At 58.8% G+C, this 26,764-nt stretch carries 22 protein-coding genes and 3 pseudogenes; 9 read left to right on the top strand and 16 right to left on the bottom strand.

What is annotated here, in order from left to right:
* Positions 1-12 precede the first annotated feature (12 nt).
* Positions 13-996 (top strand): zinc-dependent alcohol dehydrogenase family protein, encoded by a 984-nt coding sequence (locus ACIO0C_RS10170; protein WP_401311109.1) that lies wholly within the window; start codon positions 13-15, stop codon positions 994-996.
* Between the two features lie 253 nt (positions 997-1,249).
* Here the strand turns inward: ACIO0C_RS10170 and ACIO0C_RS10165 are convergent, their stop codons facing one another.
* Positions 1,250-1,906 carry a c-type cytochrome gene (locus ACIO0C_RS10165; protein ID WP_401311106.1) on the bottom strand — a complete coding sequence of 219 codons (657 nt, stop codon included), beginning with the start codon at positions 1,904-1,906 and terminating at the stop codon, positions 1,250-1,252.
* 240 nt (positions 1,907-2,146) lie between these two features.
* Here ACIO0C_RS10165 and ACIO0C_RS10160 point away from each other — a divergent pair, with 240 nt between their 5' ends.
* Positions 2,147-3,514, top strand: coding sequence for an erythromycin esterase family protein (locus ACIO0C_RS10160; RefSeq protein WP_401311104.1), 1,368 nt, complete (start codon positions 2,147-2,149; stop codon positions 3,512-3,514).
* 44 nt (positions 3,515-3,558) lie between these two features.
* Here the strand turns inward: ACIO0C_RS10160 and ACIO0C_RS10155 are convergent.
* The 3 genes and pseudogenes from ACIO0C_RS10155 to ACIO0C_RS10145 all read right to left on the bottom strand — a co-directional run.
* Positions 3,559-3,675: pseudogene (locus ACIO0C_RS10155) on the bottom strand (alpha/beta hydrolase); the annotation flags it as partial.
* 34 nt (positions 3,676-3,709) lie between these two features.
* A complete protein-coding gene (locus ACIO0C_RS10150; protein WP_401311101.1) occupies positions 3,710-6,106 on the bottom strand; it encodes a phosphoketolase in 2,397 nt (798 codons plus the stop codon).
* Between the two features lie 58 nt (positions 6,107-6,164).
* Positions 6,165-7,088, bottom strand: coding sequence for a universal stress protein (locus tag ACIO0C_RS10145; protein WP_401311098.1), 924 nt, complete (start codon positions 7,086-7,088; stop codon positions 6,165-6,167).
* Between the two features lie 292 nt (positions 7,089-7,380).
* On the opposite strand from ACIO0C_RS10145, the gene ACIO0C_RS10140 reads away from it, so the two are divergent.
* Both ACIO0C_RS10140 and ACIO0C_RS10135 read left to right on the top strand, forming a co-directional pair.
* The gene (locus ACIO0C_RS10140) at positions 7,381-8,307 is read left to right on the top strand and encodes a universal stress protein (RefSeq protein WP_401311095.1); all 927 of its coding nucleotides are present in this window, start codon (positions 7,381-7,383) and stop codon (positions 8,305-8,307) included.
* Between the two features lie 193 nt (positions 8,308-8,500).
* A complete protein-coding gene (locus ACIO0C_RS10135; protein ID WP_401311092.1) occupies positions 8,501-9,064 on the top strand; it encodes a GNAT family N-acetyltransferase in 564 nt (187 codons plus the stop codon).
* 173 nt (positions 9,065-9,237) lie between these two features.
* Here ACIO0C_RS10135 and ACIO0C_RS10130 read toward each other — a convergent pair whose 3' ends face one another.
* Genes ACIO0C_RS10130 through ACIO0C_RS10120 form a run of 3 tightly spaced genes read right to left on the bottom strand, consistent with a single transcriptional unit; the run spans position 9,238 to position 11,234 of the window.
* Positions 9,238-9,897 (bottom strand): dienelactone hydrolase family protein, encoded by a 660-nt coding sequence (locus tag ACIO0C_RS10130; protein WP_401311090.1) that lies wholly within the window; start codon positions 9,895-9,897, stop codon positions 9,238-9,240.
* Complete coding sequence (locus ACIO0C_RS10125; RefSeq protein ID WP_401311089.1) at positions 9,890-10,597, bottom strand: phosphoribosyltransferase; 708 nt, start codon at positions 10,595-10,597, stop codon at positions 9,890-9,892. The genes ACIO0C_RS10130 and ACIO0C_RS10125 overlap by 8 nt, the downstream gene beginning before the upstream one ends.
* Before the next feature lie 58 nt (positions 10,598-10,655).
* Positions 10,656-11,234 (bottom strand): universal stress protein, encoded by a 579-nt coding sequence (locus tag ACIO0C_RS10120; RefSeq protein WP_401311427.1) that lies wholly within the window; start codon positions 11,232-11,234, stop codon positions 10,656-10,658.
* 381 nt (positions 11,235-11,615) lie between these two features.
* Between ACIO0C_RS10120 and ACIO0C_RS10115 the strand changes: the two genes are divergently transcribed.
* Positions 11,616-13,043, top strand: coding sequence for a bifunctional enoyl-CoA hydratase/phosphate acetyltransferase (locus ACIO0C_RS10115; protein WP_401311086.1), 1,428 nt, complete (start codon positions 11,616-11,618; stop codon positions 13,041-13,043).
* Complete coding sequence (locus ACIO0C_RS10110; protein ID WP_401311083.1) at positions 13,040-14,275, top strand: acetate/propionate family kinase; 1,236 nt, start codon at positions 13,040-13,042, stop codon at positions 14,273-14,275. The genes ACIO0C_RS10115 and ACIO0C_RS10110 overlap by 4 nt, the downstream gene beginning before the upstream one ends.
* Positions 14,276-14,613: 338 nt before the next feature.
* Here the strand turns inward: ACIO0C_RS10110 and ACIO0C_RS10105 are convergent, their stop codons facing one another.
* The 6 genes from ACIO0C_RS10105 to acsA all read right to left on the bottom strand — a co-directional run bounded on the left by ACIO0C_RS10105 (position 14,614) and on the right by acsA (position 20,514).
* Entirely contained in the window at positions 14,614-15,174 is a 561-nt protein-coding gene (locus tag ACIO0C_RS10105; RefSeq protein WP_401311080.1) for a nitroreductase family protein, read from the bottom strand.
* A gap of 146 nt (positions 15,175-15,320) precedes the next feature.
* Positions 15,321-15,614, bottom strand: a complete 294-nt coding sequence (locus ACIO0C_RS10100; RefSeq protein ID WP_401311077.1) for an acyl carrier protein — start codon at positions 15,612-15,614, stop codon at positions 15,321-15,323.
* Between the two features lie 11 nt (positions 15,615-15,625).
* On the bottom strand, positions 15,626-16,741 hold the full coding sequence (locus ACIO0C_RS10095) for a dihydrolipoamide acetyltransferase family protein (protein WP_401311074.1): 1,116 nt from the start codon (positions 16,739-16,741) through the stop codon (positions 15,626-15,628).
* A 46-nt stretch (positions 16,742-16,787) separates the two neighbouring features.
* Complete coding sequence (locus ACIO0C_RS10090; protein WP_401311071.1) at positions 16,788-17,774, bottom strand: alpha-ketoacid dehydrogenase subunit beta; 987 nt, start codon at positions 17,772-17,774, stop codon at positions 16,788-16,790.
* Positions 17,771-18,754: a pyruvate dehydrogenase (acetyl-transferring) E1 component subunit alpha gene (gene pdhA / locus ACIO0C_RS10085; protein WP_401311068.1), complete on the bottom strand. Its 984-nt coding sequence runs from the start codon at positions 18,752-18,754 to the stop codon at positions 17,771-17,773. Before pdhA ends, ACIO0C_RS10090 begins: the two co-directional genes overlap by 4 nt.
* Positions 18,751-20,514 carry an acetate--CoA ligase gene (acsA, locus tag ACIO0C_RS10080; RefSeq protein ID WP_401311065.1) on the bottom strand — a complete coding sequence of 588 codons (1,764 nt, stop codon included), beginning with the start codon at positions 20,512-20,514 and terminating at the stop codon, positions 18,751-18,753. The genes pdhA and acsA overlap by 4 nt, the downstream gene beginning before the upstream one ends.
* Positions 20,515-21,025: 511 nt before the next feature.
* Here acsA and ACIO0C_RS10075 point away from each other — a divergent pair.
* On the top strand, positions 21,026-21,274 hold the full coding sequence (locus ACIO0C_RS10075) for a hypothetical protein (RefSeq protein WP_401311062.1): 249 nt from the start codon (positions 21,026-21,028) through the stop codon (positions 21,272-21,274).
* 21 nt (positions 21,275-21,295) lie between these two features.
* Here ACIO0C_RS10075 and groL read toward each other — a convergent pair whose 3' ends face one another.
* Complete coding sequence (groL, locus tag ACIO0C_RS10070; protein ID WP_401311059.1) at positions 21,296-22,912, bottom strand: chaperonin GroEL; 1,617 nt, start codon at positions 22,910-22,912, stop codon at positions 21,296-21,298.
* 286 nt (positions 22,913-23,198) lie between these two features.
* On the opposite strand from groL, the gene ACIO0C_RS10065 reads away from it, so the two are divergent.
* Positions 23,199-24,875: an HAD-IIB family hydrolase gene (locus ACIO0C_RS10065; RefSeq protein WP_401311056.1), complete on the top strand. Its 1,677-nt coding sequence runs from the start codon at positions 23,199-23,201 to the stop codon at positions 24,873-24,875.
* A gap of 123 nt (positions 24,876-24,998) precedes the next feature.
* A pseudogene (locus ACIO0C_RS10060) lies at positions 24,999-25,097 on the top strand (diguanylate cyclase); the annotation flags it as partial.
* Positions 25,098-25,197: 100 nt separating this feature from the next.
* On the opposite strand, the gene ACIO0C_RS10055 reads toward ACIO0C_RS10060, so the two are convergent.
* Together ACIO0C_RS10055 and ACIO0C_RS10050 are read right to left on the bottom strand one after the other, a co-directional pair.
* The gene (locus ACIO0C_RS10055) at positions 25,198-25,653 is read right to left on the bottom strand and encodes a hypothetical protein (protein WP_401311053.1); all 456 of its coding nucleotides are present in this window, start codon (positions 25,651-25,653) and stop codon (positions 25,198-25,200) included.
* A gap of 137 nt (positions 25,654-25,790) precedes the next feature.
* Positions 25,791-26,724 (bottom strand): annotated as a pseudogene (locus ACIO0C_RS10050) (MBL fold metallo-hydrolase RNA specificity domain-containing protein); the annotation flags it as partial.
* Positions 26,725-26,764 lie beyond the last annotated feature (40 nt).

The following is a 26,764-nucleotide window of genomic DNA, read 5'->3' as shown; positions in this document are numbered from 1 at the left end:
CCCGGTCATCCTATGCGCGCCATGGTTCTACACACGCCCGGTCAGCCGCTGCAACGCGAAGAGCGGCCCGTTCCGAAACCCGGTGCCAATCAACTGTTGATCAAGGTCCTCGCCTGCGGCGTCTGCCGCACCGATTTACATCTGGTAGACGGTGAATTGCCTCAAGCGGTGCTGCCCCGGGTGCCGGGGCATGAAATCGTCGGTGAAGTCATGGCTGTGGGCAGCCATGCAGACCCCGAGCGCATCGGCCAGCGGGTGGGAGTGCCCTGGCTTGGCTGGACGTGTGGTGAGTGCGCGTTCTGTCAGTCCGACCGGGAAAACCTCTGCGATCAGGCCATGTTCACCGGATGTCATCTGGACGGTGGTTACGCCGAATACACCGTGGCCGACCAACGCTTCTGTTTTCCAATCCCTGAGGCCCTCTCCAATACTGAGGCCGCACCCTTGCTGTGTGCCGGGCTGATCGGCTTTCGCGCCTTGCAAATGGCACAAGGCGCCCGTCACCTGGGGTTCTATGGTTTTGGCGCCGCCGCGCATCTGGCCATTCAAGTCGCGCGGGGACGAGGCCAGCAGGTGTACGCGTTCACTCGACCGGACGACCTGGAAGGACAGGCATATGCCCTATCCTTAGGTGCGAAATGGTCTGGTTCGTCGGACCAGCCGCCTGCGCACCTGCTCGATGCCAGCCTGATTTTCGCTCCGGTGGGGGCGCTAGTGCCGCTAGCGCTGGCCGCCACCGTCAAGGGGGGCTGCGTGATTTGCGCCGGTATTCACATGAGTGACATCCCGGCCTTTCCTTATCGGTTGCTATGGGGCGAGCGCAGCGTACGATCTGTGGCAAATCTTACCCGCGACGATGGCACAGCGTTTTTTAAAGAACTGCAACACACTCCGGTACATTGCGACACCACTCATTTTTCCCTCGACGATGCCAATCAGGCACTGGCACTGTTGCGCAGTGGTCAGTTCAACGGCGCGATCGTGCTTGTTCCGTGACACGCGACCTGCCGGCCGTCGCTGATGACGGTGCTCGTTCAGGAGACTGAATGACTGGTGAATAAACTGGTCAATGCAACCCATTCCGTTGTTGGCTGACATAAGCGTTCCCAGCGATTCGATGAGCATCGGAATTGATGCTGATGAGCACGCCTTGATCCTGGTCATGTCGTTCTTGATGCAGGTCAGACGAGCATGAAGGACCATCACGGCGACCGCGCGTACGGCCCATCACGGATCCCCCGCAGGGCATTCATTGCTGTGCACCGAGTGCTGCCATGTACCGGGCGACCGATTCGGCATCGGCCTGGGAAAGTGCATGATCCACCGGCAACATCGGAGCACCGTTGGGGCGTTGCCCGGTCTGCTGAAGCACCATAATCTGATGGCTCATATAGCTGGCATGCTGGCCCGCCACCCGTGGAATCACCCCATTGCCCCCGCCGTCCGTCCCGTGGCAAGCGCTGCACGGTGGGACGCCCCTCTCAGGCAAGCCCTGGCGAAAGATCACTTCACCTCGCGCATCTGGCGTCCCGGTGTCAGCCTGCATGGCTCGCTGGCTCGCAAAATAGTCGGCCAGTTCGGCAATCTGAGTCTTGGTCAAATGGGACAATCCCCCCATGTACCGGCTGTCTGTTGCAGCGCTACGCCCATGGTTTTTGAAATCGGTCAGTTGCAGCTGCAAATACTCGTTTTGCTGGCCCGCCAACTTGGGAAACATGGGCGAGACAGACTCCCCCGTCAGCCCATGGCACAGCGAACAAACGCTGTCCGCCATGGCGATCCCCGACAGGGTGGACGTTTGCTGGAGCGCCTCTTCGCTTGTACCCGTACAACCCATGAGCGTAGTCAGGCAAAGGGCCAGAACATGAGGCGCCCGATCCATATGCCGCAGGCTGGATACGTTCATGGCTGTTACCTCTGGCGTTGGCGGATCACTATCTTCGCCTGGGGGATTGCGCTCTTTATTGATAAATCTCAACCAATCCTCTTGGTCGCGGTGTAGGAATAATCAGGCAGAAGGACACAGGGGCTTCGAAGCGTTAATGACCTGTGTCAAGAACCTGGGCAATGTCTCGGGCGGGTGAGCGTCTGATACGACCCGAGCGCCCTGCCGCCGTCAGCAATCCACCCTTGGGGGGATGAACTCATGAACTCACCTTCGCAGAAATGGCTGGATAAGCCCTACGGCCAGCAACATCACGTAGACACGGCACACATAACCCCAGTGTTACGCCAATACGCTGAACCCCTGCCAGAGCTGGACTCCTGCGATTTTGCCAACCTGTTCGATCGCTACGCCGATGCACGTGTGGTGATGATCGGCGAAGCGAGCCATGGCACCCGCGATTTCTATCGAATCCGGGCGGCGATCACCCAAGGGCTGATCGAGCGGCACGGGTTCAATATTGTTGCAGTGGAAGCCGACTGGCCGGACGCCGGTCATGTCGACCAGTACGTACGGGGGTTGGCCCATTCGGCCTGGAAGCGCCACATCTTCAGCCGCTTCCCGACCTGGATGTGGCGCAACAGCGAGGTGAAGGCGTTTACCCACTGGCTGCATCAATACAATCACCAACAGGTCACCGACCGCCGCGTCGAGTTCCGCGGCCTGGACGTCTACAGCCTGCGCAACTCCATTCATGAAGTGTTGGGCTATCTGGACCGGGTCGACCCGCGTCTGGCCCAAGAAGCCCGGCGTCGCTATGGCTGTTTGACACCGTGGCAGGACGATCCGGCGCTGTACGGCCACTTTGTCGAGCATGGCGGTGTGATGCCCTGTGAACAGCCGGTGGTCGAGCAGCTCAATGCCATGCTGGCTGAGCAATTGACCGGGCTCATCCGCGATGACGAAGCGTTCTTCAATGCGACACGCAACGCTCGGGTGGTGATGGCGGCGGAACAGTATTACCGGGCGATTTATCGAGGGTCGACGACTTCCTGGAACCTGCGGGACCGGCACATGTTCGATACCTTGCGTGCACTGCTCGAACACCGTGGGCCCCAAGCCAAGGCTGTGGTCTGGGCCCACAACTCCCATATCGGCAATGCGGGCGCCACGGAAATGGGCTGGAAGGGTCAGTTCAATATCGGTCAACTGTGCCGTAGCGCCTTTGGGCGCGATGTCGTGCTGATTGGCATGGCCACCGACCGAGGCCAGGTGGCTGCCGCCGATGACTGGGACGGCGAGATGTTGATCAAAGACGTCCGCCCTTCCCGACCGGACAGCTGGGAGCATCAGTTTCTCAAGGCCGGGGTGGCGGCGTCTCTGACCGACTGGCGAGACCCGCAGCGCAAAGTACTGCGCAGCGTTCTGTCCGCGCCCATGCTGGAACGGGCTATCGGAGTGATTTACCGCCCCGAAAGCGAGCGGTTCAGTCACTACTTCGAATCGATGCTGGCCGAACAATTCGATGCCATGATCTGGATCGAGCAAACCACGCCGGTCACCGCGCTGCCCCTGCCGAAAAACCAGCAGCTGGAGCCGGAAGACGAAACCTATCCGTTTGGCGTGTAAGTCAACGTGCAGGATAAGTCGCCTGGCCAACCGGAGGATATCTAACGCAGTTCCCGGGTCCGGTTGTCCAGACGCGGCTCCGATTCTGTGAGCAGGTCGAACAACAGCGAGCCCCGTCCCCGCCGAGCCAGGGCATCGGCCACATATTGATTACGCGGGCTATAACAGCTTTTGGTACTGGCTCATGATCTGCCTCTACTCGGGTGAGTGTTCGATTGCGGCGGCTGCCAAGGGCGTCCATTGCCAGTTCAGTACTTCCGGCATGTCCTGCCCATGTTCAATGAGGTAGAGCTTGTGTTTCTCCATGGTCGACCAGTAGCGCGACCGCGCGCTTTGCACCTGATCGTGCAGCCGGGGTACGCGTTCGATGACGTCCAGTGCCAACTGATAACGATCCAGGTTGTTGAGCACCGTCATATCGAACGGCGTGGTGGTCGCGCCCTCCTCGTTGAACCCGCGCACGTGGAAATTCTCATGATTGGTGCGCTTGTAGATCAGTCGATGGATCAGCGCCGGGTAGCCGTGGAAGGCAAAAATCACCGGTTTGTCGCACGTAAACAACTCATCGAAAGCGCTGTCCGGCAGACCATGGGGGTGCTGGAACGAGGATTGCAAAACCATCAAGTCCACGACATTGACCACCCGCACCCGCAAGTCCGGCACGTACTCGCGCAACAGGGTCACGGCGGCCAGTGTTTCCAGGGTCGGCACGTCACCAGCGCAGGCCATCACCACGTCCGGGTCACCATCATCACGACACGCCCAGCTCCAGCGACCGATACCCGTCTGGCAGTGTCGGATGGCGGCATCGATACCCAGCCATTGCCATTCCGGTTGCTTGCCGGCGACGATGACATTGATGTAGTTGCGGCTTCGCAGGCAGTGGTCAGTCACGGACAGCAGGCAATTGGCATCGGGTGGCAGGTAGATGCGGACCACGTCCGCCTTTTTATTGGCCACCAGATCGATGAACCCAGGATCCTGGTGGGAGAACCCGTTATGGTCCTGACGCCAGACATGGGAGGTCAGCAAGTAATTGAGCGAAGCGACCGGTTTGCGCCACGGCACCTCGGCGGCGGTCTTCAGCCATTTGGCATGCTGGTTGACCATCGAATCGACGATATGGATAAAGGCCTCGTAACAGGACAGCAGACCATGGCGTCCGGTCAGCAAATAGCCCTCCAGCCAGCCTTCGCACACCTGTTCACTGAGGATCTCCATCACCCGGCCATCGACCGCCAGATTGAGGTCGTCCGGCTCCAGCGGCTCCATCCAGGCCTTGGCGCTGACCTCATAGACGGCATCCAGCCGGTTCGAGGCGGTTTCATCCGGGCCGAACAGGCGAAAATTGCTGGCGCTCAGGTTGTTTTTCATCACGTCGCGCAAATACGTGCCCATGACCCGTGTGGCCTCCGCACGCTGGCTGCCAGGCACTTCGAACGGCACGGCATAGTCAGTAAAGCGCGGTAGATCCAGCGCTCGCAACAGTACGCCACCGTTGGCATTGGGGTTGGCGCTCATGCGTCGATGACCGGTCGGTGCCAGCGAGGCAATTTCGGGCAACAACGCACCATCGGCATCGAACAGTTCGTCGGGGCGATAGCTGTTGAGCCACTCTTCCAGCTGGCACAGATGATCCGGTTGCTGGAAATCGGCCAGCGGCACCTGATGCGCGCGCCAGGTGCCCTCGACTCGATGGCCATCGACGAATTTCGGACCGGTCCAACCTTTGGGGGTTCGTAACACCAGCATTGGCCACAGGGGCCGTTCCGGCGGTGCGGATCGCGAGGAGCGGCGCGCGTCGAGCTGAATGCCTCGAATCTTCAGGACCATGGCGTCCAGCGTCTGGGCCAGGGCCTGATGCACTTGCATCGGGTCGTCGCCTTCGACGAAATAGGGATCGTAGCCATAGCCATACAGCAGGGCTGACAGCTCATCCTCACTGATTCTGGACAGTACGGTGGGGTTGGCGATCTTGTAGCCGTTAAGGTGCAGGATCGGTAATACCGCACCGTCACGCACAGGATTCAGGAACTTGTTGGAATGCCAACTGGCGGCCAGCGTGCCTGTTTCCGCCTCACCGTCACCGATGACGCAGGCGACGATCAGCTCCGGATTGTCAAACGCGGCACCGTAGGCATGGGCCAGGCTGTAGCCAAGTTCGCCACCTTCATGGATCGATCCAGGAATCTGTGCCGATACATGGCTAGAAATACCATAAGGCCACGAAAACTGCCGAAACAGGCGAACCAGGCCGTTACTGTTGCACTCCACCGACGGACAGAACTCGGTGTACGTGCCTTCGAGGTAGGTCTGGGCGACCACTGCCGGGCCGCCATGACCGGGACCGGCGATGAAAATCATGTTCAGATCGTACTGCTTGATCAAGCGATTGAGGTGTGTGTAGATCAGGTTCAGCCCGGGCGTCGTGCCCCAATGGCCGAGCAGGCGCGGCTTGATGTGTTCCAGAGACAACGGCAGCTTCATCAGCGGGTTGTCCTTGAGGTAAATTTGCCCCACGGCCAGATAATTGGAGGCCCGCCAATAGGCATCCAACCCCTCCAGTTGCTCAGCATTCAGAAAATCGGTCATGTCCTTCTCCGCCGCAGCCCAATCCAACTCACTGATAGACGTCTTCGTGCCCCATTGCTCAGGATTGCAACATCTGGCCCGGCTTGATCGCCAACACACTGCACGGCGCCCGATGCAACAATTGCTCGGCCGTGGTCCCCAGTAACTTGTCCAGTCCCTTGTTCTGAACCGTGCCCATGACAATGACGTCGCAGTGGTGCTCGGCGGCGAACTCACAAATGCTCGGTACTGGCATGCCCTCCATGAAGTGGCGACATTCGGGTGGCACGCCGTGGCGTTCGGCGATGGCCGCAAACGCCTCATTCTGAGCCACCCCCAACGCTTCATAAATTCCGGTGGCCAGCGGCAGTGCGCCAAAGCCGATGTCCTGGGTATACAAGGACGTCCAGTCAAACACGTGCAGCAGTTCCAGCCGGGCATCGCAGACCTCGGCCAACTTCACGGCGGCGTCGATGATCTGGTCGTTGAATTCATGATCCTGTTCTTTACTGCGCAGCACATCGATGATCGCCAACACATTGCGTGGACGCGGGTTGAGCGCATGGGTCACCAGATGCACCGGTACCGGACAGTCGCGCAACAATTGCCAATCCAGCGGCGTGAAAAACACCCGTTTCAAGGCCGGTTCTTCCTGCGCATCCTTGATGATCAGCGCCAGCGGCATCTCTTTGACGAATTGCACAATCTCTTCGTAGGGGTGTTGGACCCACACCACTTCGCTGGTGACCTGGATACCGAGTTTACTCATCGCCCCGGTTTGCTCCGTCAACCATTGCCGATGGGCTTGCAGGTAGCCTTCAAGGGCCTGGCCGATCTGCTCGGGAGCAAAGAAGCCGGCCACCGCCAGGGCCTGGACATAATCAAACGCCACAATGTGCAAGGGCATTTGCAGGGCATGCGCCAATGCGGCAGCCCGGTCGAATGCCGGTGTACGGGTCATGGCTTCGGGAGCAATCAACAGTAAGCGCTGGAGTTGCGACATGGAACACCTCGGCATGCGGACAATGGCATGGAACAGGCCTTCAGAATGAGCGCGTCACATTCAGCCAACTTGATATTTGTCAGTTATCGGTGAGCCGCGATCAGAAGAGCACGAGGCGACTGGACAAGGCGCGTGTCACCGCATGTCGGGCGCCATTGTCACTGCCACCTCTGTTTGACAAAGATCAAGCCCAGTTTGAGAGCCGGGCGCAGGATAAAGATGGCTCCACTTCGCTGACGTACCGTTGCCACTGTGCACAAGCGTCCATGCCATTATCGACGGGAGATGTGCCATGCCTGATCAACCACGTTTCATGCTGGTCGTTTCGTACCAGATGGAAAACACACCGGCTTTCGACCGGGCCGCCGCGCTGGCCAAGGCTTCGGGTGCAGCACTGCACATCGTGGCATTTGATTATCTGGAAGGTCTGGCGAGCGTCGGCATGGCCAACGACGAGGCGCGCGAGCAGATGCGCGTTGACTATATCGAGCGCCATCGCCAATGGCTGGAGACTCAGGCCCGTCCGTTGCGCAAAATCGGCATTCCCGTCACCACTGAAGTGGTCTGGGTGGAAAGACCCTTACAGGAAATCCTCATTCATATCAAAGAACAGCCAATGGCCCTGCTGATCAAAGCCCTGGAACACGAGTCACTGTTGTCACGCCTGATGTTCACTCCCCTGGACATCCATCTGCTACGTGAATGTCCGGTGCCGTTGCACTTTGTCAGCCATGTACAGCACGACTTGCCCCGCCGGATCGTCGCCGCCGTGGATCCGTTCCACCGCGATGGTCAGTACAAGAATTTCAATGACCGGATACTGCACGAGGCGGCAAAACTGGCGAGTACCTGCAACGCCGAGCTCGATGTGATCTACGCCCATGACCTTTCCTCCATCAGTGCCGACGAATTCGGCTTCGATAATGCTTCGGCGTTTTTCTCCTCGAACAAAGCCACGACCCTGTTCGATGCTCAGGCCGATGCCTTGCGCGAGCTGGCCGAGCGCAACGGCATCCCGCCGGAGCGTCAGCACATGATCATGGGCGACCCGGCCAAGGTACTTACCCGCTACGCCGATGCCTATGACATTGACGTGATCGTCATGGGCCGTGTCGGTCATCGTGGCATGGGCCGCCTGGTGGGCAGTACGGTGGAACATCTGCTGCACAAAATGCCGTGCAGCGTCTGGGTGGTTTCGCCGCAAGTATTGGGTGATTGATCAGCGCCGCGATCAGACTGCTCACGCTGGCGGTGGCAGCAAGCACAGGGTACGGCTACCGGGCCAGGCTTCCTGTTTGCGGTGTTCAGTTCTGATCCAGATCATGTTCGCCAGCGGCCAACAGTGTAGAAACAAATGAACCGCGTCGTTCATCACTGCGCGCCCCCCTTGATACCAGACGGAGGATCGCCCGATGTTCACTGTCAAAAATCCTCATTATCGGGCCGCTGAAGCCTGTACCAAAGTCACAGGCCAATACTGGATCGAAACCCTTCAGGATGGCGGTCACGTGTTGATCCGGCAGTTGACGGATAAAGACCGCGAGCGTGAATACGCCTTCATCAAACGTCTGTCCCCCGAGTCCCGGCACATGCGCTTTCTCTCGCGGGTCAACGAACCTCAAAAAGCCATGGCTGGCCCCTGGTTGGACATCGATAACAAACAGCGCATGGCGTACATCGCACTGGTCCACGAGGATGGCCAACTGATCGAGATTGGCGTCAGCCGCTATGGCGCCATGGACGAGCACAAATGTGAATGTACCGTGACAGTCGCCGAAGAATGGAAGCAGCTGGGATTGGGTACGCTACTGATGGAACATTTGATCACGGCCGCGCGCAAGAATGCTTTCCACCACATTTACGCGGTCGACGAATCCAGCAATGCGCCCATGCGCGCCCTGGCCAGATCCCTGGGCTTCGAGACGCGGGACGATCCCTTCGAAACCCGCAAGGTCGTTCACCTCCTGTACCTGTAATCATCCTGCCCCCACCTTTTTGCCCGAGACTTCGATCGGCATTGATCTTTCAGATCACCCCGCTGCCGCCATTGCGTAAAAATGACTTGAGCCCGCTCAGCAAGCGGGGGGCTATTGCTTGCATCCGCGCAACCTTTCCGTTTGGCGTGTGAACGGTTCAAGGCTCACCATGCCTATGGATGGCGACCTTGCAGATGGGTTTCAAACCAGTCGCCAGCCAACCTGGCGACTTCTTCAAGGGTTCCGGGCTCTTCGAAAAGATGCGTAGCGCCCGCCACCACGTCCAGACGCTTCTCGCAGCGCAAGGCATGACTGCTTCGCTGATTCAATTCGAGCACCACCAGATCCCGTGCGCCGACTATCTGCAAGGTAGGCGCCCTGACTTGCGACAGCGCCGCTCCCGCCATGTCGGTTCGCCCTCCCCGGCTGACCACTGCTTGAACCACGTTCGCGCGCGCGGCGGCGGCCAACAGCGCCGCAGCCGCACCGGTGCTGGCACCGAACAGACCGATTTGTAGCGAGCGCAAATCCGCGTCCCGGCCTACCCAATCGATCACCTCCACCAGCCGCCCGGCAAGCAAGTCGATATCGAACCGTAGCTCGCCGGTGAGGTTATCCAGGCGTTGCTCTGGCTCCGTAAGCAGGTCGAACAACAGCGACCCCAGCCCCCGACTGGCCAGCGACTGCGCGACAAACTGATTACGCGGGCTCAAACGGCCACTGCCGCTGCCATGTACGAAGATCACCAGACCGTCAGCATGGAGCGGCAGCCGTAAATCGGCGGATAACTCAACGTCTTGCAAAACCAGCTGTCGAGATTGAGGCTCAATCATCGAGAGGCTCCTGAGAGGAGGAAAGGCTCGCGGCTTCTCGCAGCCAGGCCCGCTGCAACAAATCATTCACTTCTTCATCCGAGGTCTGGGGGAAGTGCAAGTACCAATAACCGATCGACATCATCCATTCAGGCATGAGTGGGCAGATCACCTCATCGACTTCGAAGCTCAGCGTCTCCACCGTTTCCAGTGGCGCAACCGGCACGGCAACGACGATGCGAGCAGGTGCTTGCATGCGCACCGCGCGGATTGCCGCCATCATCGAGGCGCCCGTCGCCAGGCCGTCATCGACCAGTATCACCACCTGATCCTTGAGCTGCAAGGGTGGCCGGGCACCCCGGTAGAGCTGCTCGCGCCGCTGCAATTCCCGAGTTTCGCGCTCGACCACCGTCTCGAATGCGGCCGCAGAAATCGGATGAGTACGCAGCGCTTCTTCATTTCGGATCTGGATACCGCCACTGGCAATGGCGCCCATGGCGAACTCCGGGTTGGATGGCACGCCCAGTTTGCGCACCAGCATCAGGTCCAGGCGCACGTCCAGGGCCTTGACCACTTGATAGGCGACCGGTACGCCGCCACGGGGTAAGGCAAGGACGATGACATCGGGTCGATGCGCGTATTTGAGCAACGGTTCCACCAGCCGTCGACCGGCTTCTGCCCGGTCCTTCAAGGTGGTTTGCAATGAGGGGCTTTGACTCATGAAAAACCTCCTCAGGCGATGACGCCTGGCGTTTCGTTACAACATGGCCTTGTCCGATCTAGACCGCCAGAACGCTGCACGGCACCTGGTACAGAATATGTTCGGTTGTGCTGCCCAGCAGCTTCTCCAGGCCGTGGTACTGGACTCTGCCCATCACAAACACATCCACCTGCTGCTCGTTGGCAAAATCGCTCAACGCCGAGACCGGGTGACCGAGAATAAAATGCCGACGGTCAGAGGGGACGCCGTACCGACCGGCCAGTTTGATGAACGATTGTTCCTCGGTTGTGCGCAACTCTTTGGTGATGTCTGAAAGCGCCAGCCCCCCCATGTCCGTCAGATAGATCCCTGAAAGATCACAGGCGTCCTGCTTCATGTCATCGGCCCACGTCACCTCTGTCGTTACTTCGAGCCCGAGGGCATGAAGATTCGTTGCCTGGTTCTTCAGCCAGTCGCGATGGTCCTGAAGATAGCTTTCCCGGCCCCTTTCCTGCACGCCTTCGTCCAGTAGTGACAGTATCTCCAAGGGCCTTACAAACGCAGCAATATGCAAGCTTGCTCCGCTGGCCTTGGCCAGGGCGGCCGCATGGTTTATCGCAGGGGAATTGCGCAGGCTCGGGTTGAGGTTCTGGTACATCTCTCCCAGCGAGGCGTTCTTGCCAGCGACCAGCGATACATCGTTGATACCCAGCTCTTTGAACCAGCGGATATGTGAATGCATCACGATGTTTCTCCATTTGATGGGGGGAGACTTTGTCGGCCGCTTCTACTTGATATAGAGCTTTATGGCTTGATGCCGTCTGCATGTGTTGATTTAGATCAATGAGCGCCCTTTGAGCAGCAATAGCTGGGAGTTTCAGCCCGCTTTTTGATGTATGCAGAGGGCGTAGCTGGACGAGAAGTATCGCCGGTACCAAGACCTAGCCGCCGACAATGGCAGCCGGCTCTGGTCACATACGCCGATTGAGCGTTGAATGATGTAGCCGAGCCGCCCGCCATCCTATTCAGGATCAAACCCATGACCCGTTCTGTTCCTATAAACGCCGACGATCTGGAGCGAATACATAATCGATCGTTCGAGGAAATCGTCATCGGCGAGTCCGCCTCTCTGGAGCGCACCCTGACAGCTCAAGACATTCAGGTGTTCGCACTGGTCTGCGGCGATGTGAACCCGCTTTACGTCGATCCGGAATTTGCCGCCACCACCCACTTCAAAACTGTTTTCGCCCATGGCATGTGGGGGGGAGCGTTGATTTCGGCGTTGATTGGTACGCGGTTGCCAGGGCCCGGTTCGGTGCCCTTGGGGCAAACCCTCAAGTTCCTTGCCCCGGTACGCATCGGTGACACACTGACGGTCTCGGTGACGGTTACTGCTCGCGACGTAGCGCGAAATCTGCTCACGCTGGCCTGTACCGGCATCAATCAGGAGGGCGTGGTAGTGCTGGAAGGTGAATCCCTGGTCCACGCGGCCGGCGAGCATATCGATGTGCGTCGAGCCAGCCTGCCGTGCATAGAGCTGCGCCACAGCGCCGACGGTCTGAATCGTTTGTTGCAAGCCTGCCAGACGCTGGAGCCGATCCGCGTTGCGGTGGTACATCCGTGCGACGACGTGAGTATCAAGGCGGCCCTTGATGCCCGCAATGCAGGGTTGATCGATCCGATCCTGATTGGCCCAAGAGCCAAACTCGAAGCATTGGCGGCCAAGGGCGGCCACGACCTTTCCGGTCTCACCATCGAAGACGTGCCCCACAGCCACGCTGGCGCCCTGCGCGGTGCGCAAATGGCCCGTGAAGGTCAAGTAGAAGCCTTGATGAAAGGTAGCCTTCACACCGACGAATTGATGTCCGCCGTGGTGCCGTCGGCGGCCCTATTGCGTACCAAGCGGCGGATCACCCACTGTTTCGTGATGCAGACGCCTTTTTATCCGCGCCCCTTCATCATCACCGATGCAACGATCAATATCGTGCCGGCCCTGGTCGACAAAGTGGACATCGTGCGTAACGCCATCGATCTGGCGCATATCCTCGGCGTCAGTAATCCCCATGTGGCGATCCTCGCTGCCGTGGAAACGGTGAATGCCAACATGCCCGCCACCCTTGATGCCGCAGCGCTGTGCAAGATGGCTGATCGCGGCCAGATCACTGGCGCGGTCCTTGACGGGCCGCTGGCGTTCGACAACGCCATCTCCCTGGCGGCGGCACGTATCAAGGGCATTCACTCAGCTGTTTCCGGTAAAGCCGACATTCTCGTAGTGCCTGATCTGGAAAGCGGCAATATGCTTGTCAAACAACTGGAATACCTGGGCGGCGCCTCCAGCGCGGGTATCGTGCTTGGCGCCAAAGTGCCGATTGTCCTGACCAGCCGCGCCGACTCCGTCGAATCGCGCATCGCGTCCTGTGCCATCGCCGCGCTGGTCGCCCATCACTATCGGGTCACCCCGCCATGAACGACACAGATACCGGTGAAGTGATTCTGGTCCTCAATGCGGGGTCGTCGAGCATCAAGTTCGCCCTGTTCGACGCCACCTGCAGCCCTTTGGCTCGCACACCACTGTGGCGCGCAAAGGTCGATGGCATCACAGGGCCAAACTCGATGGTCAGCGAAAACGGCGGCGACGATCAGCCATTGACCCTCGATGAAAAGCATCCTTATCACGATGCCCTTGGGTATATTCGTGATCGGCTGCGAACTCAACTGGTAGGCCGTTCGATCAGGGCCATAGCGCACCGCGTCGTACATGGAGGGATTAAATACTCAAAACCGGTATTGATCGACACGCAAGTGCTGGCCGACCTTAAAAGCTACATCCCGCTAGCCCCTCTGCATCAGCCCTTCGCCCTGGAGGCCATCGAAACGCTGCTGCAAACCCGCCCCGACCTGCCACAAGTGGTATGTTTCGATACCGCATTCCACCAGACCCTGCCAGACGTGGAGAAAATCCTGCCGCTGCCTTGGTCGGCCTGGGAAAACGGCCTGCGTCGTTACGGGTTTCATGGGCTTTCCTATTGCTACCAATCCATTGCGCTGGCCGAGCGCTATGGCGATCAGGCGCGTGGCCGGACGCTGGTCGCGCACCTGGGCAGCGGTGCCAGCCTGTGCGGTATGCGGGACTTGAAAAGCGTCGCCACCACCATGGGTTTCTCAGCGCTGGACGGTTTGATGATGGGCTCTCGCTGCGGGGCGCTGGACCCTGGCGCAGTGATTTTCCTGATGGAAATCTGGAAGCTGAGCCTCGAGCAGGTCAGCCATATTCTGTATCACGAGTCTGGTCTGCTGGGAATTTCCGGTATTTCCAGCGACCCGCGCGAATTGCTCAAAGTCGAAACCACTGAGCCTCGCGCGGCCATGGCCCTTGCGTTGTACCTGCGCCGCTTCATCCACGAAGCCGGTGCCCTTGTCGCGGCACTGGGTGGTCTGGACATGCTGGTGTTCACGGCAGGTATTGGTGAACACAACGCGGCGATTCGCTCTCGTATGTGCGTTGGCCTGGAGTATCTGGGCGTCGAACTGAACGAAACGGCGAACCAGGCCAATGCCTCAGTGATCTCGACTCCGGCCAGCCGAGTCAAGGTGGTGGTCGAGCCCACCAACGAAGAATGGGTCACGGCGCTCGATGCCCTCCGCCTGACGGAGCCAGCCAATCAGCAAGTTCGATCCGCCCCGCGCCTCATCCCCTGAAGGTATTCGATGGCTCGCCGATAAGTGGTGTAAAGCGTCGGCACGCCGGTCAACCCGCCGACGGTGTTTTTTCAGCCAGGCTCGACGCGCCTGAGCGACGCCGTAGCGCAAACAGGAAAAATCCGCGGCGCGATGGGCGTGCGAATTGATGCTGATGAGCACGCCTTGATCCTTGCTTGATTGTTCAGTCACTCACGATGGTCCTGAAGGTAGCTTGCTCGGGCTTTTTCCCGTGCGATTCCTCAAGCAGATCGGACTTTTGGCAATATCCAACCCCGCCACGGTAGCCGAGTTCAGCGCTAAATGCCGAGGAGGCACATGCTGTGCGTGTTTTGCGATCAGCCGATCCAGCGAATCTCCGGCGCCTTGTGCGAGACCGGTGCAGGCGCCGATTTCGGATGGCCAACGATAATGGGCGCCACTGGCGTCCACTCGGCAGGAAGGCCCAGTGCATGCTTCCCCTGCGGCGTATCAAGAAAACTTTGGGCGAAACCGATCCAGCAGGTACCCAGCCCGTCAGCGTACGCGGCGAGCATCAGGTTTTCGGCGGCCAATGCGCAGTCTTCGACGATCCACTGACCTGGCGCGTTCCCCGAAATAAGGATGAGTACTGGCGCGTGGTAGAAGATCTGAAAGTTTTCGTCATTGAGTAACGAATGGAAGTGCGCGGAATGGGGGCCAGCGGGCATCGTCTTGAGCATGTAGGCCTTTGCTTCTCGCGAGATCCGATCCAGCACTGCTTGGTCGCGGATCACCGTGAACGTCCACGGTTGTTGGTTGACCGCGCTGGGCGCCTGGGCGGCGGCATTGATCAAACGACGAATGACTTTTTCATCAACGGCTTCTGTCGTGTATTCACGCGTGGAGCGCCGGCCGGAGATTGCCTTGTCGATGTCCATCAGTGCATACCTCAAGGTAGGTCATTTCATAAAGTCGTCCACCCACGCAGACCTGCTGCTGATTTAAATCAGATCAGGGCGGATCCGGCGGCAACCGGCGATTCGATCGGCTCACAGTCTGTGTGGCAAAACAATGCGCGACGGCGCTACTGCCCGGTACCTTCACCCCTTGCGGATCGAAGGCTCGGCTTCGCAGGATTTCCCCTTTGCCCCAGGTAGGTGATGAGCTTGTCCAGGGTGTCCACGCGTTGGTAGTCGCTTTCAGCAATTGCAATTCCCAGGCTCCGATTCAGAGCCTCGATGAAACGAAGCCAGTCCATGGAATCCAGATCAACCTCTTCGCGCAGTGACCGATCAGATCGCAACTGTTCGATTTCAAGTTCCGGGGCAATGCACTTCAAGGCTTTCAATACTTCATCGCGGATCATTTGCCGGTTCATATGTCCTCTCCTCAAAGCGCCTCTGGCGTCTGCAACAAGCGACGGACTTCGCCCAGAAAACGTGCGCCGTAATGACCGTCGCTGACTCGATGATCGGCGGACAAACTGCTAATGACGGTCGGCATGACACACAGCTGGCCCTCTTTCACCCAGGGCCGCTCACTAATACGACCGAAACCGACCAAGGCCACCTGGGGCGGATAGATCACCCCCAATACGCTGTCCACGCCCTGATCGCCGAGTTGAGTGACCGTTGTGCCGGCGCCTCCCAGCTCGGAGCTGCGCAGGGATCCGCTACGGGCGCGCTCGACCAGGCTGGCCAGTTCACTCATCAAATGAGTCAGGGATGTGTCCGCCACATGATGCAGAACCGGGGCGACCAGGCCACCCTGGCGCAAGGTGATTGCCACCCCAAGGTCTGTATCGAGTGCGGGTTTGAAGGCGTTATCCAGCCAGAAACCATTGAGCTGCGGATAGTCGCGCAGGGCCAGCGCCACCGCTTTGAGCAGCAAGACGCTGGGCAGCAGGCGTTCCTCAAGTGAGCTTTGCGCATTGTGTGCCTGCAGCCAGGCCATGGCTTTATCCAGGGCGATGGTTTCGCTCAGGTAGTAATGGGGAATCTCGCGTTTTGATCGACTCATGGCCGCGGCGATGGTGTGCCGCATGGCCTGGTCGGGGTCCGGTGGGTGCGCCACGCGGGCGGCAGTTTCGATGTCCTCCAGGGTAATGACACCCTGTGGACCATGGCCTTTCAAATCACCGGTACTGAGCCCTAACTCGACAGCACGCTTGCGCGCCGCTGGAGAAATCCGCGGGCGCCTGCCGGCCGGGGCTTGCTCTTCGATCAGCAGAGGCACCGCAGTCGTTCGTCGTGCACTTTGCGGATTTTCGCCCGGTTCCAACAACCAGGCGATGGCTGTACCAACAGGTACTTTGGTGCCGATATCGATCAGCAGTTGCGACACGGTGCCTTCATGCCAGCACTCGACGTCGATGGCGGCCTTGGCGGTATCGAAGACGGCAATCACTTGACCAGGCTTGACCACATCGCCCGGATGGACTTTCCACTCCAGCAACGTGCCTTCATCCATATCAGCCCCTAGAGAGGGCAATTTGAATTCGATCATCGTTTACCCTCCTGGCCGGATACTCGAATACGCCACGTCATTGCACTCACCCTGATGTCCCCCGACACAGCTCATGAGCGGCCGCGACAATCGTCGACACTTGAGGCAGGGCAGCCTCTTCCAGATGCCGGGGATAAGGTATTGGCACCTCGGCGCTGCACACCCGTACCGGCGGAGCATCCAGCTCAAAAAAGCCTTGTTCAATGATCCGTGTAATGATCTCGGCGGACAGGCTGCCGCTGCGCCACCCCTCGTCGACCACCAAGGCGCGACGGGTCTTGCAGACAGAAGCCATCAGCGTCTTGTCATCCAGAGGGCGCAGGACCCGCAGGTCGATGACTTCGCAATCAATGCCCTGCCCGGCCAGTTCCTGCGCAGCCGCCAGGCACTTGCCAAGTGTGCCGCCATAGGTGATCAGGGTCAGGTCCTTGCCGACTCGGCGTACCTTGGCGGAGCTGATGTCCAGCGTCTCCCACTCGCCGGCATCGCCCTCCAGGTTGTACAGCTGGGCATGTTCGAATATCAGCACCGGATCTGGGTCCAGCAGCGCTGGCCAGAGCATGCCGCGCGCATCTTCGATGGTCGCCGGAGCCAGGATTTTCAGTCCGGGAATATGTGAATACCAGCCCTCCAGACTGTGGGAGTGTTGCGCTGCAAGCTGGCGTCCGGCGCCTGTCGCCATCCGCACAACCAAGGGCACGGAGAACTGTCCACCGGACATGTGCCTCAAGGCTGCCGCCGTGTTCATTAGAGGATCGAGGGCGAGCAGACTGAAGTTCACCGTCATGATTTCTACGATCGGCCGCATGCCCCCCAATGCCGCCCCAATACCGGCGCCCACGAAGCCCAGTTCGGACAACGGCGCGTCTCGAATGCGCTCGGGGCCGAACGCCTCCAGTAACCCCAGGGAGACGGCATAGCTGCCACCGTAGCGACCGACGTCTTCGCCCATCAGAAATACCCGCGGGTCCCGCTGCAGCGCCTCACGCATTGCCTCGCGTAGCGCTTCGCGATAGCTCATACGAATGCTCATGGCGCCGCCCTTGGGGTGTATACATCGCGAAACAAATCCTCAAGCGGCTCCAGGCTGCCGTTTTCGGCATACGTCACCGCGGCTTCCACTTCTGCGTCCACCTGGGTCAGGATCGCCAGAAATCCGGGTTCGTCCAAAAGGCCCTCGGCCTTAAGCCGGGCACTGTATGTATGAATCGGCCCATGGGTCTTCCATTGCTCCACCTCGTCCTTGTCACGATACAGCTGGGGGTCGAACATCGAGTGGGCACGAAATCGATAGGTGCGAAACTCCAGAAAAAAAGGCCCACGCCCCGCGCGGATGTGTTCAACCGCCTCACGAGCGGCTTCATACACTGCGATCACGTCCATGCCATCGACGGATCGGGTATTGACTTTGTATGCCGAGGCTTTCGCACACAGGTCTGTTTGCGACTGCGAACGGTCCAGGGAAGTCCCCATCGCATAGAGGTTGTTTTCGCAGCAAAACAGCATCGGCAGCTGCCACAATGCGGCCAGGTTGATGGACTCATGAAAGGCCCCTTCCGCCATCGCGCCTTCACCAAAAAAACACGCTGAGAGACGCGATCCACCTTGCATACGTTCAGCGAGCGCCAGGCCGACGGTCAATGGCAAGCCACCCGCCACGATGGCGTTGCCGCCGAAGAGTCGTGTAGTGGCATCAAACAGGTGCATTGAGCCGCCGCGCCCTCGCGAGCATCCTTGCTGGCACCCATACATCTCGGCCATGATTGCTTTCATGGGGACCCCCTTGATCAGGGCGTGGCCATGTTCGCGATACGTCGCAACCACCGCATCGTTGGCTGCCAATGCATGCAGAACGCCGACGGCTACCGCTTCTTCACCAATGTACAGGTGCAGAAAGCCACGAATCTTGCCCTCCCCATACAACTCGCCAGCCCGTTCCTCGAGACGGCGGATACGTACCATGTCCCGTAGCAGGTCGAGGGCAATGTCCTGGGACTGCGGTGGGAGACTCATGATGGGCTCTCCATGCTGGAAGTATCGCCTTCAGGCAAACCCAGTTCCCGGGCCTTGAGCAGACGCCGCATGAGTTTTCCGCTACGGGTGTGCGGTAGCACTTCCACAAATTCCAGTTCCTTGGGCGCAACGACCGCCCCAAGGCGCTTGCGTCCATGACCGAGCAACTCGTCGTGCAGGGCCTGGCTGGCAGTGAAACCGCTCTTGAGTGAAACAAAGGCTTTCACGGTTTCACCCAACAGCGGATCGGGCTTGCCAATCACCGCGGCCTCGGCCACGGCCGGGTGTTCCATGAGGGAGCTTTCAACTTCGAACGGACCGATCAAGTGCCCAGCCGACTTGATGACATCGTCGCTGCGACCAATGAACCAGTAGTAACCATCGGCATCGCGACGCACAAGATCGCCGCTCAGGTACCATTCACCGACAAAGCAGTGACGATAACGCTCCTCCTGCCCCAGGTAGGTACGGAACATGGCAGGCCATGGCTGTTTCAAGGCAAGGTCACCGACCTCATTGTCACCCAGAAACACCAATACTCCCTCTCCCGCTCGTTCGACGATGGCCGCCTCGACACCCGGCAGCGGCTTACCCATGGAGCCTGGTTTGATGGGCATGGCGACCGTGTTAGCAATCATGATGCCGCCGGTTTCGGTCTGCCACCAATTGTCGTGGATCGGCAGCCCAAGCACCTCTTTGCCCCACCAGACTGCCTCGGGATTCAGCGGCTCGCCGACACTGGCAATAAACCGCAGACTCGGAAAACGATGGCTGCGCGCCAAAGCTGCACCTGCTTTCATCAAGAGGCGGATGGCCGTCGGGGCCGTATACCAGACCGTCACCTGCTGCTTCTCAAGTATCCGGTACCAACGCTCAGCATCGAATTCATTGCCCTCGACCACACTGGTGACGCCCAGCAACAACGGGGCAAAGATCCCATAGGAAGTGCCGGTAACCCAACCCGGATCGGCGCTACACCAATAGACATCTTCGGGGTGCAAGTCCAAGGCGTATTTTGCTGTGACGCAGTGGGTCAGCGCCGCGCCATGGACATGCAACACGCCTTTTGGGGTGCCCGTTGTGCCACTGGTGAAGTGTAATAGTGCGGGGCTGTCGGCTGTCGTATTGACAATGGTGAACGCGTCCACTGCTTGCGCCAACAGTTGCTTCAGATTAAGCGTCCCCTCGATAGGCGCCGTATCCACACCATTTTCGTCATACAGCAGCACATGCTTGAGTGCCGGCAAACGCTCACGAATGGCCGCAACCTTGCGCCGGTAGAGGTTTTCGCTGGTCAGCAACACACTGCCTTCGCCAAGACGCATACGGGTTTCGATGGGTTCCGGGCCGAACGCACAGAACAATGGCGACACCACGCAACCGAGTTTCAAGCCGCCGAGAACGCCCAGATAAAGTTCCAGCCCCCGGCCACAGAGTATAAATAATCGTTCGCCGGGCATCACGCCCAGCTTTTTCAGTACATTGGCAAATCGGTTGGTCAGGATGCTCATCTGGGCGTAACTGGTGTCGCAACTACCCCCATTGCGGTCAAGAATGCGCAATGCCGTATGCCGTCGATGCGCACCCTGCGCATGCCGATCCACGGCCTCATACGCAAGGTTCAAACCACCCCCCGGCAAACCGGCCAGAGCACTGGCTTCCACCTGCCAGGAAAAGGCCTCGCGAGCTTGCACGCTATCGAGCCAATTTGGCGCTAGCGGCAAGTTGGCCAGGGTTTTCTTGATGATCGCTGGATGCATGATCGCCCCCTTGGGTCGTCATCGGTCCGTCTCTAGACCGCCAGAACGCTGCCTTGGCGAGCGCTGCTACATGCTAGATTGCCGGAGAATGGCGCAGGGCCAGGTGGATGGGGGGTAACAACCGTTGATGCTGGCTCATGGTCTGACTCCAGGCAGAGGGCTTCAACGCCTATCGCTGCTCATCGCAGGGCTCGGCCGTTGCGTACACGCCGGATCAGGCACCAGCGTTGATTCAGGTTGCTCCGCTGGAATGTGCCTGACGTTGATAAATATCAAATACCGGCGAGAGCCCCGTAAGACGCGCGGCCTTTCATTTCACCGTACTTGATCAATATCAATCGGCGCGGGCCTTCCCTTCTTAACACTGCCGAAAAAAGTCCGCAGACAGCGTGGAGGCGTGAATGAACAACCCGCAAGACGAGGTAATTGCCTTTCTCTCCAGGCCGTCCAGCTACGGCACGTCCAACCATCCGGTGGAGCGTATCGAGACCCATGGCTAGGTGTACGTCTGTTGTCCAGTTACCTCAACCACAGTGATGTGCAGGAAAATTGCAAACCCTTGGCGTTTTTCCTTTCTTTGCGGGCTGCCACGCGCTGCTTCTCCCTCGCGGGTGCAGCGCTACGTCATGCCGAACCGGCCAAGCGATACGAGAAAAAGGAAAAAGCTGTCCAGTTGATGCACCAGGCACTGAGTTACTTGCACGGCGAAAACCCGATCCTCAATCACCTGACGATGACCGAGGCGACCTCCTATACCTGAGCTATAACCACCACGGGATTTTCATTCAGGGAAAGATGGCTGGGTAGGTGATTCCTTTTCCGGAATATCAGTCATGGTCGCCTCGGTCAGCAGCAAGATACTGGCGACTGAAACAGCATTTTCGAGGGCAATACGCACCACCTTGGTCGGGTCAATGATGCCGGCTTCGTACATGTCGACATAGCAATTGGCGGACGCATCAAAGCCAATGTTCCCTGGTTCCGCAAGCATGCGCGCAACCACGACGCCGGCGTCCACTGCCGAATTTTCAGCGATGAGTCTGGCCGGTGCTTCCAGCGCCCGGCGAAGAATTTGCAAGCCGGTCCTGGCATCGCCCTCATGACGGGCTTCTTCAGCGGTGATAATCGGGACGGCCTTGAGCAGAGCAAGACCACCTCCCGGGACAATGCCTTCGGCGATCGCCGCACGGGTCGCTGAGATAGCATCATCCAGCGCATCCTTGCGCGCCTTCATTTCAGCTTCGGAAGGCGCTCCGACCCGAATCACCGCAACACCGCCAGACAGCCTGGCCAGTCGTTCCTGAAGCTTTTCACGGTCGTAATCGCTGGTGGTGCTGTCTATTTGCGCACGGATCTGCTGCAAACGCGCCTCAATGGCCTCGCGTGTACCGGCGCCCCCTATCAGTGCCGTGCTGTCTTTTTGCACCACGACTCGATGCGCACGGCCCAACTGATTCAGTTCCACCTGTTCCAGGGCGACGCCCAGCTCGTTGGAAACCACCGTCGCTCCCGTCAGAACGGCCATGTCCTGAAGCATTTCCTTGCGCCGATCCCCAAAACCAGGCGCCTTGATCGCCACCGCTCGCAGAACACCCCGTATCTGGTTGACAACCAGTGTTGTCAACGCCTCACCTTCGATGTCGTCTGCGATCAAGACCAGGGGTTGCCCGCTTTTGGCAACGAGCTCGAGCAAGGGCAGCAAGTCTTTGAGTGCGCCGATCTTATGGTCACAGAGCAGCAAGTAGGCATCATCGAGTTCAACCTGCATCTTCTCGGTGTCAGTGACGAAATAGGGTGAGACATAACCCCGGTCAATCCGCATGCCTTCCATGACCTCGACCACTGTTTCGGTGGTCTTGGACTCCTCCACACTGACGACACCTTCAACGCCGACCTTTTCCAGGGCGTCCGCCACCAGTTGACCGATGACGGCATCGTTATGCGCCGACAGCGTGGCGACCTGGGCCTTTTCCTTGGGCGTGCTGACCGGGCGCGACTGGGCGGCGAGGGATTCCACAACCAACAACAGGCCACGATCCAGGCCGCGCTTGAGGTCGATCGCACTGGCACCCGCAACGACGTTGCGGATGCCATCGGCCAGGATTGCATGGGCCAACACCGTTGACGTACTGGTCCCGTCCCCTACTGCATCGCCTGTGCGCTCGGCCGCCTGACGCAGCATTTGCGCGCCCAGGTTTTCCTCGGGGTCGAGCAGGTCGATGCGTTTGGCGATCGTGACGCCATCATTGCAGACGGTCGGATTACCCCATTTATTCTGAATCAGCACCGACTTTGATTTCGGCCCCAGCGTCACGCGCACGGCGTCCGCCAACTGGGTGGCGCCACTCAGGATTTTCTCGCGAGCTGCAGCACGAAACACGACTTTAGTGTGGGCCATCAGGGTGCTCTCCTGGACGGTTTTACAACAAGTGCGTTTTTGCAGCTTCTATGAAATGGCCCGCGCGACGTTGACTTTTATCAACAAACTCACAACGCCACCGCGCCCCACCCCGAGACCTGGTGGCTGGATGCCGAGTCCGCCTTCGGCGGCCCACTGTTTCTTCAAATACTGACAAAGCTCAACGTTTGACTCACACATTGGGATTTAATGATTCCATCCTGATGCCCCGACCAGGTTCTGGCTGTCCCAAGCCCGACTCAACCGGGCCTGTAATGGAGAGAGCATGCACTTCTTAGCCTTAGCGGTGGACTTTGACGGGACCATAGCCGAAAACGGTAGCGTTCCACCGGATGTCTGTGCATCGCTCACCACCCTCAAAAACAGCGGCCGCAAGTTGTTGCTGATTACAGGGCGGGAATTGCAAGCGCTCAAGCATCATTTCCCACAGCTAGAGCTATTTGACCTGGTGATCGCAGAAAATGGCGCGCTCTTGTACGACCCGATTACAGACACCGAAGAACTCATAGCAGATCCGGCTTCCACAGAGTTGGTTGGCCGCCTGCGCGACAAGGGCGTCTCACCATTGTCGATCGGTCGGTCAGTCATCGCCACCTGGCACCCGTTTGAGAACGCGGTGATCACCAGCATCCGCGAGCTGGGCCTTGAACTGCAAATAACGTTCAACAAGGATGCGATCATGATCTTGCCGCCTTGTGTGAACAAGGCGTCGGGCCTTATGGCTGCCTTGCGAAGACTCGGTATATGCGAGCTGAACGTGGTGGGCGTGGGCGATGCAGAAAACGACCATTCCTTTCTATCGATCTGTGGCTGTGCCGCGGCAGTGAGCAATGCCATCGAGTCCATAAAGTCCAGCGCCGACCTGTGCCTCAGCCATGATCATGGTCGCGGGGTCTGTGAGTTGGTGGACATGCTGCTGGAAAAAGACGCCAAGCTGGTTCCCATCGAGCGCACCGGGATCCAGTTGGGCCAGACCACCAATGTACGTGAGGTATGGCTTCCTCCAGAATCGGTGATGCTGGTCGTTGGAAATTCGGGTTCTGGCAAATCCAGCTACATCACCTGGCTGACAGAACGTATGGTCCAGGCTCACCAGGGATTTTGCATCATTGATCCCGAGGGTGACTACCTGACCCTGGACGATGCGGTAACGGTGGGTGGCCTGACCGTCCCCCCGACGACAGAGGAGTCGGTCCATCTCCTTCTACAGGCGCAGCTCAACGTGGTGGTGAGCGCCCTTGCTCTGGATCCGGCAGCACGAGTGCAACTGTTCGGCGAACTACTGCCCTTTATCCAGCATCTTCGCAGCGCTTCAGGTCGGCCCTACTGGTTGATAGTGGATGAAGCCCATTACATGCTCCCCCACTGTTCCAATTGGCCGCCCGGTTTTCTCGGTAACATCGGTGCAATCATCGTTGCCCTCGACTTCGATCAGGTCTGCCCGGCCCTCCTTGAGGGGGTAGACGTGCTGGTGACACTAGGCAGCACTGCCCGGGAATTGGCCGAACAGTTTGCCAAACGCATGCAGCGCCGCAGCCCCGAGTTTCCGGAACGCCCAGGCCTCGAACATGCCTGTCTGTGGAACCTTCACGAAGGCGAAGAGGTGTTTCTGCTCGATCAGGTTCAGCCCAATCAAAAGCACCATCGCCACAGCGGGAAGTACGTCGCGGGGGATGTCGGCGCATGGCATTCATTCCACTTTCCTACCCTTGGCCAAAGCGCCTCGAACCTGACTGAGTTTTTGTCTTCCTCGACGCAACTTGCGGACCTCGCTCTTCGCGAACATATGAATGCCGGGGATTTTTCTAATTGGTTCCGCAATGTGATCCGGGACGATGTACTTGCCAATAGGACACACCTTATTGAAACAAATAGAACTCTCGCACCCAAGAACGCCTTGAAACAAATCACGCGACTTGTGCAATCGCGTTATCATCTCTAAAGACTTCGCTCTGTTCGCATCACTCAAGGATATGATTGACGATGAGCCCAAGGGGTAATTCCGGCGGCATCGTGCACATCCTGTGAGCTGCCTTCTGACGTGACGGCCCTCAGCCAGGCCGAGCATATTCTCGCAGTCATGGCCGACCCGCTGGGCCCTGAATTTGGCGGGATAAAAATGCCGTCCTGCAGTATCGGCGTGGCCCTTTATCCCGCGGATGGCAAAATCTGTCCATCGGCTGGCAGGAAATTCACCGCACGATGGGACAATTGTAGAGTGAGATGATTCGCCTGCTGATCGCGGGCAAGTGCTAGCGCCCCCTTCAAAGTGGCAGGCGCTTGGCCAGTTCGACATTGGGCAGCCACAGGGCGTTAATACAGGTCTCTTCGTCCTTTTCCGTCACGGGTTCAAGAGCCATCGAATCAAGCATGCGCATGTTGACCATGGCCAGACGTACAATACCGTTTTTGTCGAGGAAGGAATGTGCCACACATTCACACAAGGGCCGAGCCAGGGCTTTTGTGAGGGGATCTGTGTCGGCATTCTCAAACTCGATCTCTAAACGCGCTGTGCACGTGCCTACCAAGTCCTGCACCGCGTGAGAGGCGGAGAGAAACACCGTGAGATGTCCCGCCATCAACGCCACCAAGCCCCACAGCAGGATGGTTGCCTCCCGCTTCCAGGAACCTGTGCCCGTCCAGTGCAGGTACCTGTGCACCGCAATTCTGCTCCTGTCCTGAACCGCGTGATATGCGCCGAAGAGCTTGTTGTTGGTCATGACTGGATCTCTCGCCATCTTTATCAAAACAATAGAGCCGACCGAAAAATGCCGTTTGATCTGGATCAACCCAGATGCAGCTGGGTCCGCCTTCTTGACCTGCAAGGAACCATGCCTCAAACGGTGGTGGCTTTTTGTTACCTTGATGAGCTGGCAGTGATATCGATACTGGAGAGTTCAACGCTATCGCGATACTCCGGCACCGAAACCGACCATCCCAACTCCTGGCTGATTCGTCGGCAGTACATCCGACGCATTAGGTTCCCCGTGGACGACAAAGGTATGTTTGGGAGGCCGTCTGAATCCACGCAGCCACTGCATGATTTCATCGGCATCGGCGTGCGCGGACAAGGTTTGCATCGGCACGACTTCAGCCCGGATCGGCACATCCTTGCCGTGGATACGCACTGAAGGCACTCCGGCAACAATTTGCGCGCCACGGGTGCCACCGGCCTGGAAGCCTGGCATCAGCAATGTGTTAACCGGATTCGGCGCCAGTGCCTTGAGGTGATGGACCACGCGCCCACCGGTCGCCATGCCGCTGGCGGCAACAATTACCGCCGGGGTGCGTTGCTGATCAAGTGCTCTCGAATCATCGACGGTGCGTACGAATTGCGCCACATGGCACATGCCTTCGCACTCCTCCAGGGACAATCTGTGCTCGCTGCGAAAACGCTGGTACAAAAGCGTGACATCGGTGGCCATCGGGCTGTTGAGGTAGATTGGAATATCGGGAATCGCCCGCTTCTGCTTCAACTGATACAAGTGATACATCAGCAGTTGAGCACGTCCAACCGCGAAGGATGGCACCAGGGTAATCCCTCGGCGCAGCGCCGTGCGGGTGATGACCTCGGCCAGTTGCGCCTGTGGCGCCTCGCTCGGATGTCGACGATCACCATAGGTCGACTCCACCAACAGGTAATCCGCCTGCTCGACGGTTTCCGGAGCGAACATCAGAGGATCGTCCGGCCGCCCCAAATCCCCTGAAAACACCAGGGCCTGGCCGTCGGCATTCACCTCCACCGTAGCGGCACCCAGAATATGCCCGGCGCCACGAAGCAGGATGGTCATGTCCGCGGGGAGCATTCAGAGGAGCACTATTGATCGCTCC

The sequence above is a fragment of the Pseudomonas sp. NPDC087336 genome, from assembly GCF_044744285.1.
Classification (GTDB): Bacteria; Pseudomonadota; Gammaproteobacteria; order Pseudomonadales; family Pseudomonadaceae; genus Aquipseudomonas.
This window is presented reverse-complemented; position numbering and strand designations above follow the sequence as displayed.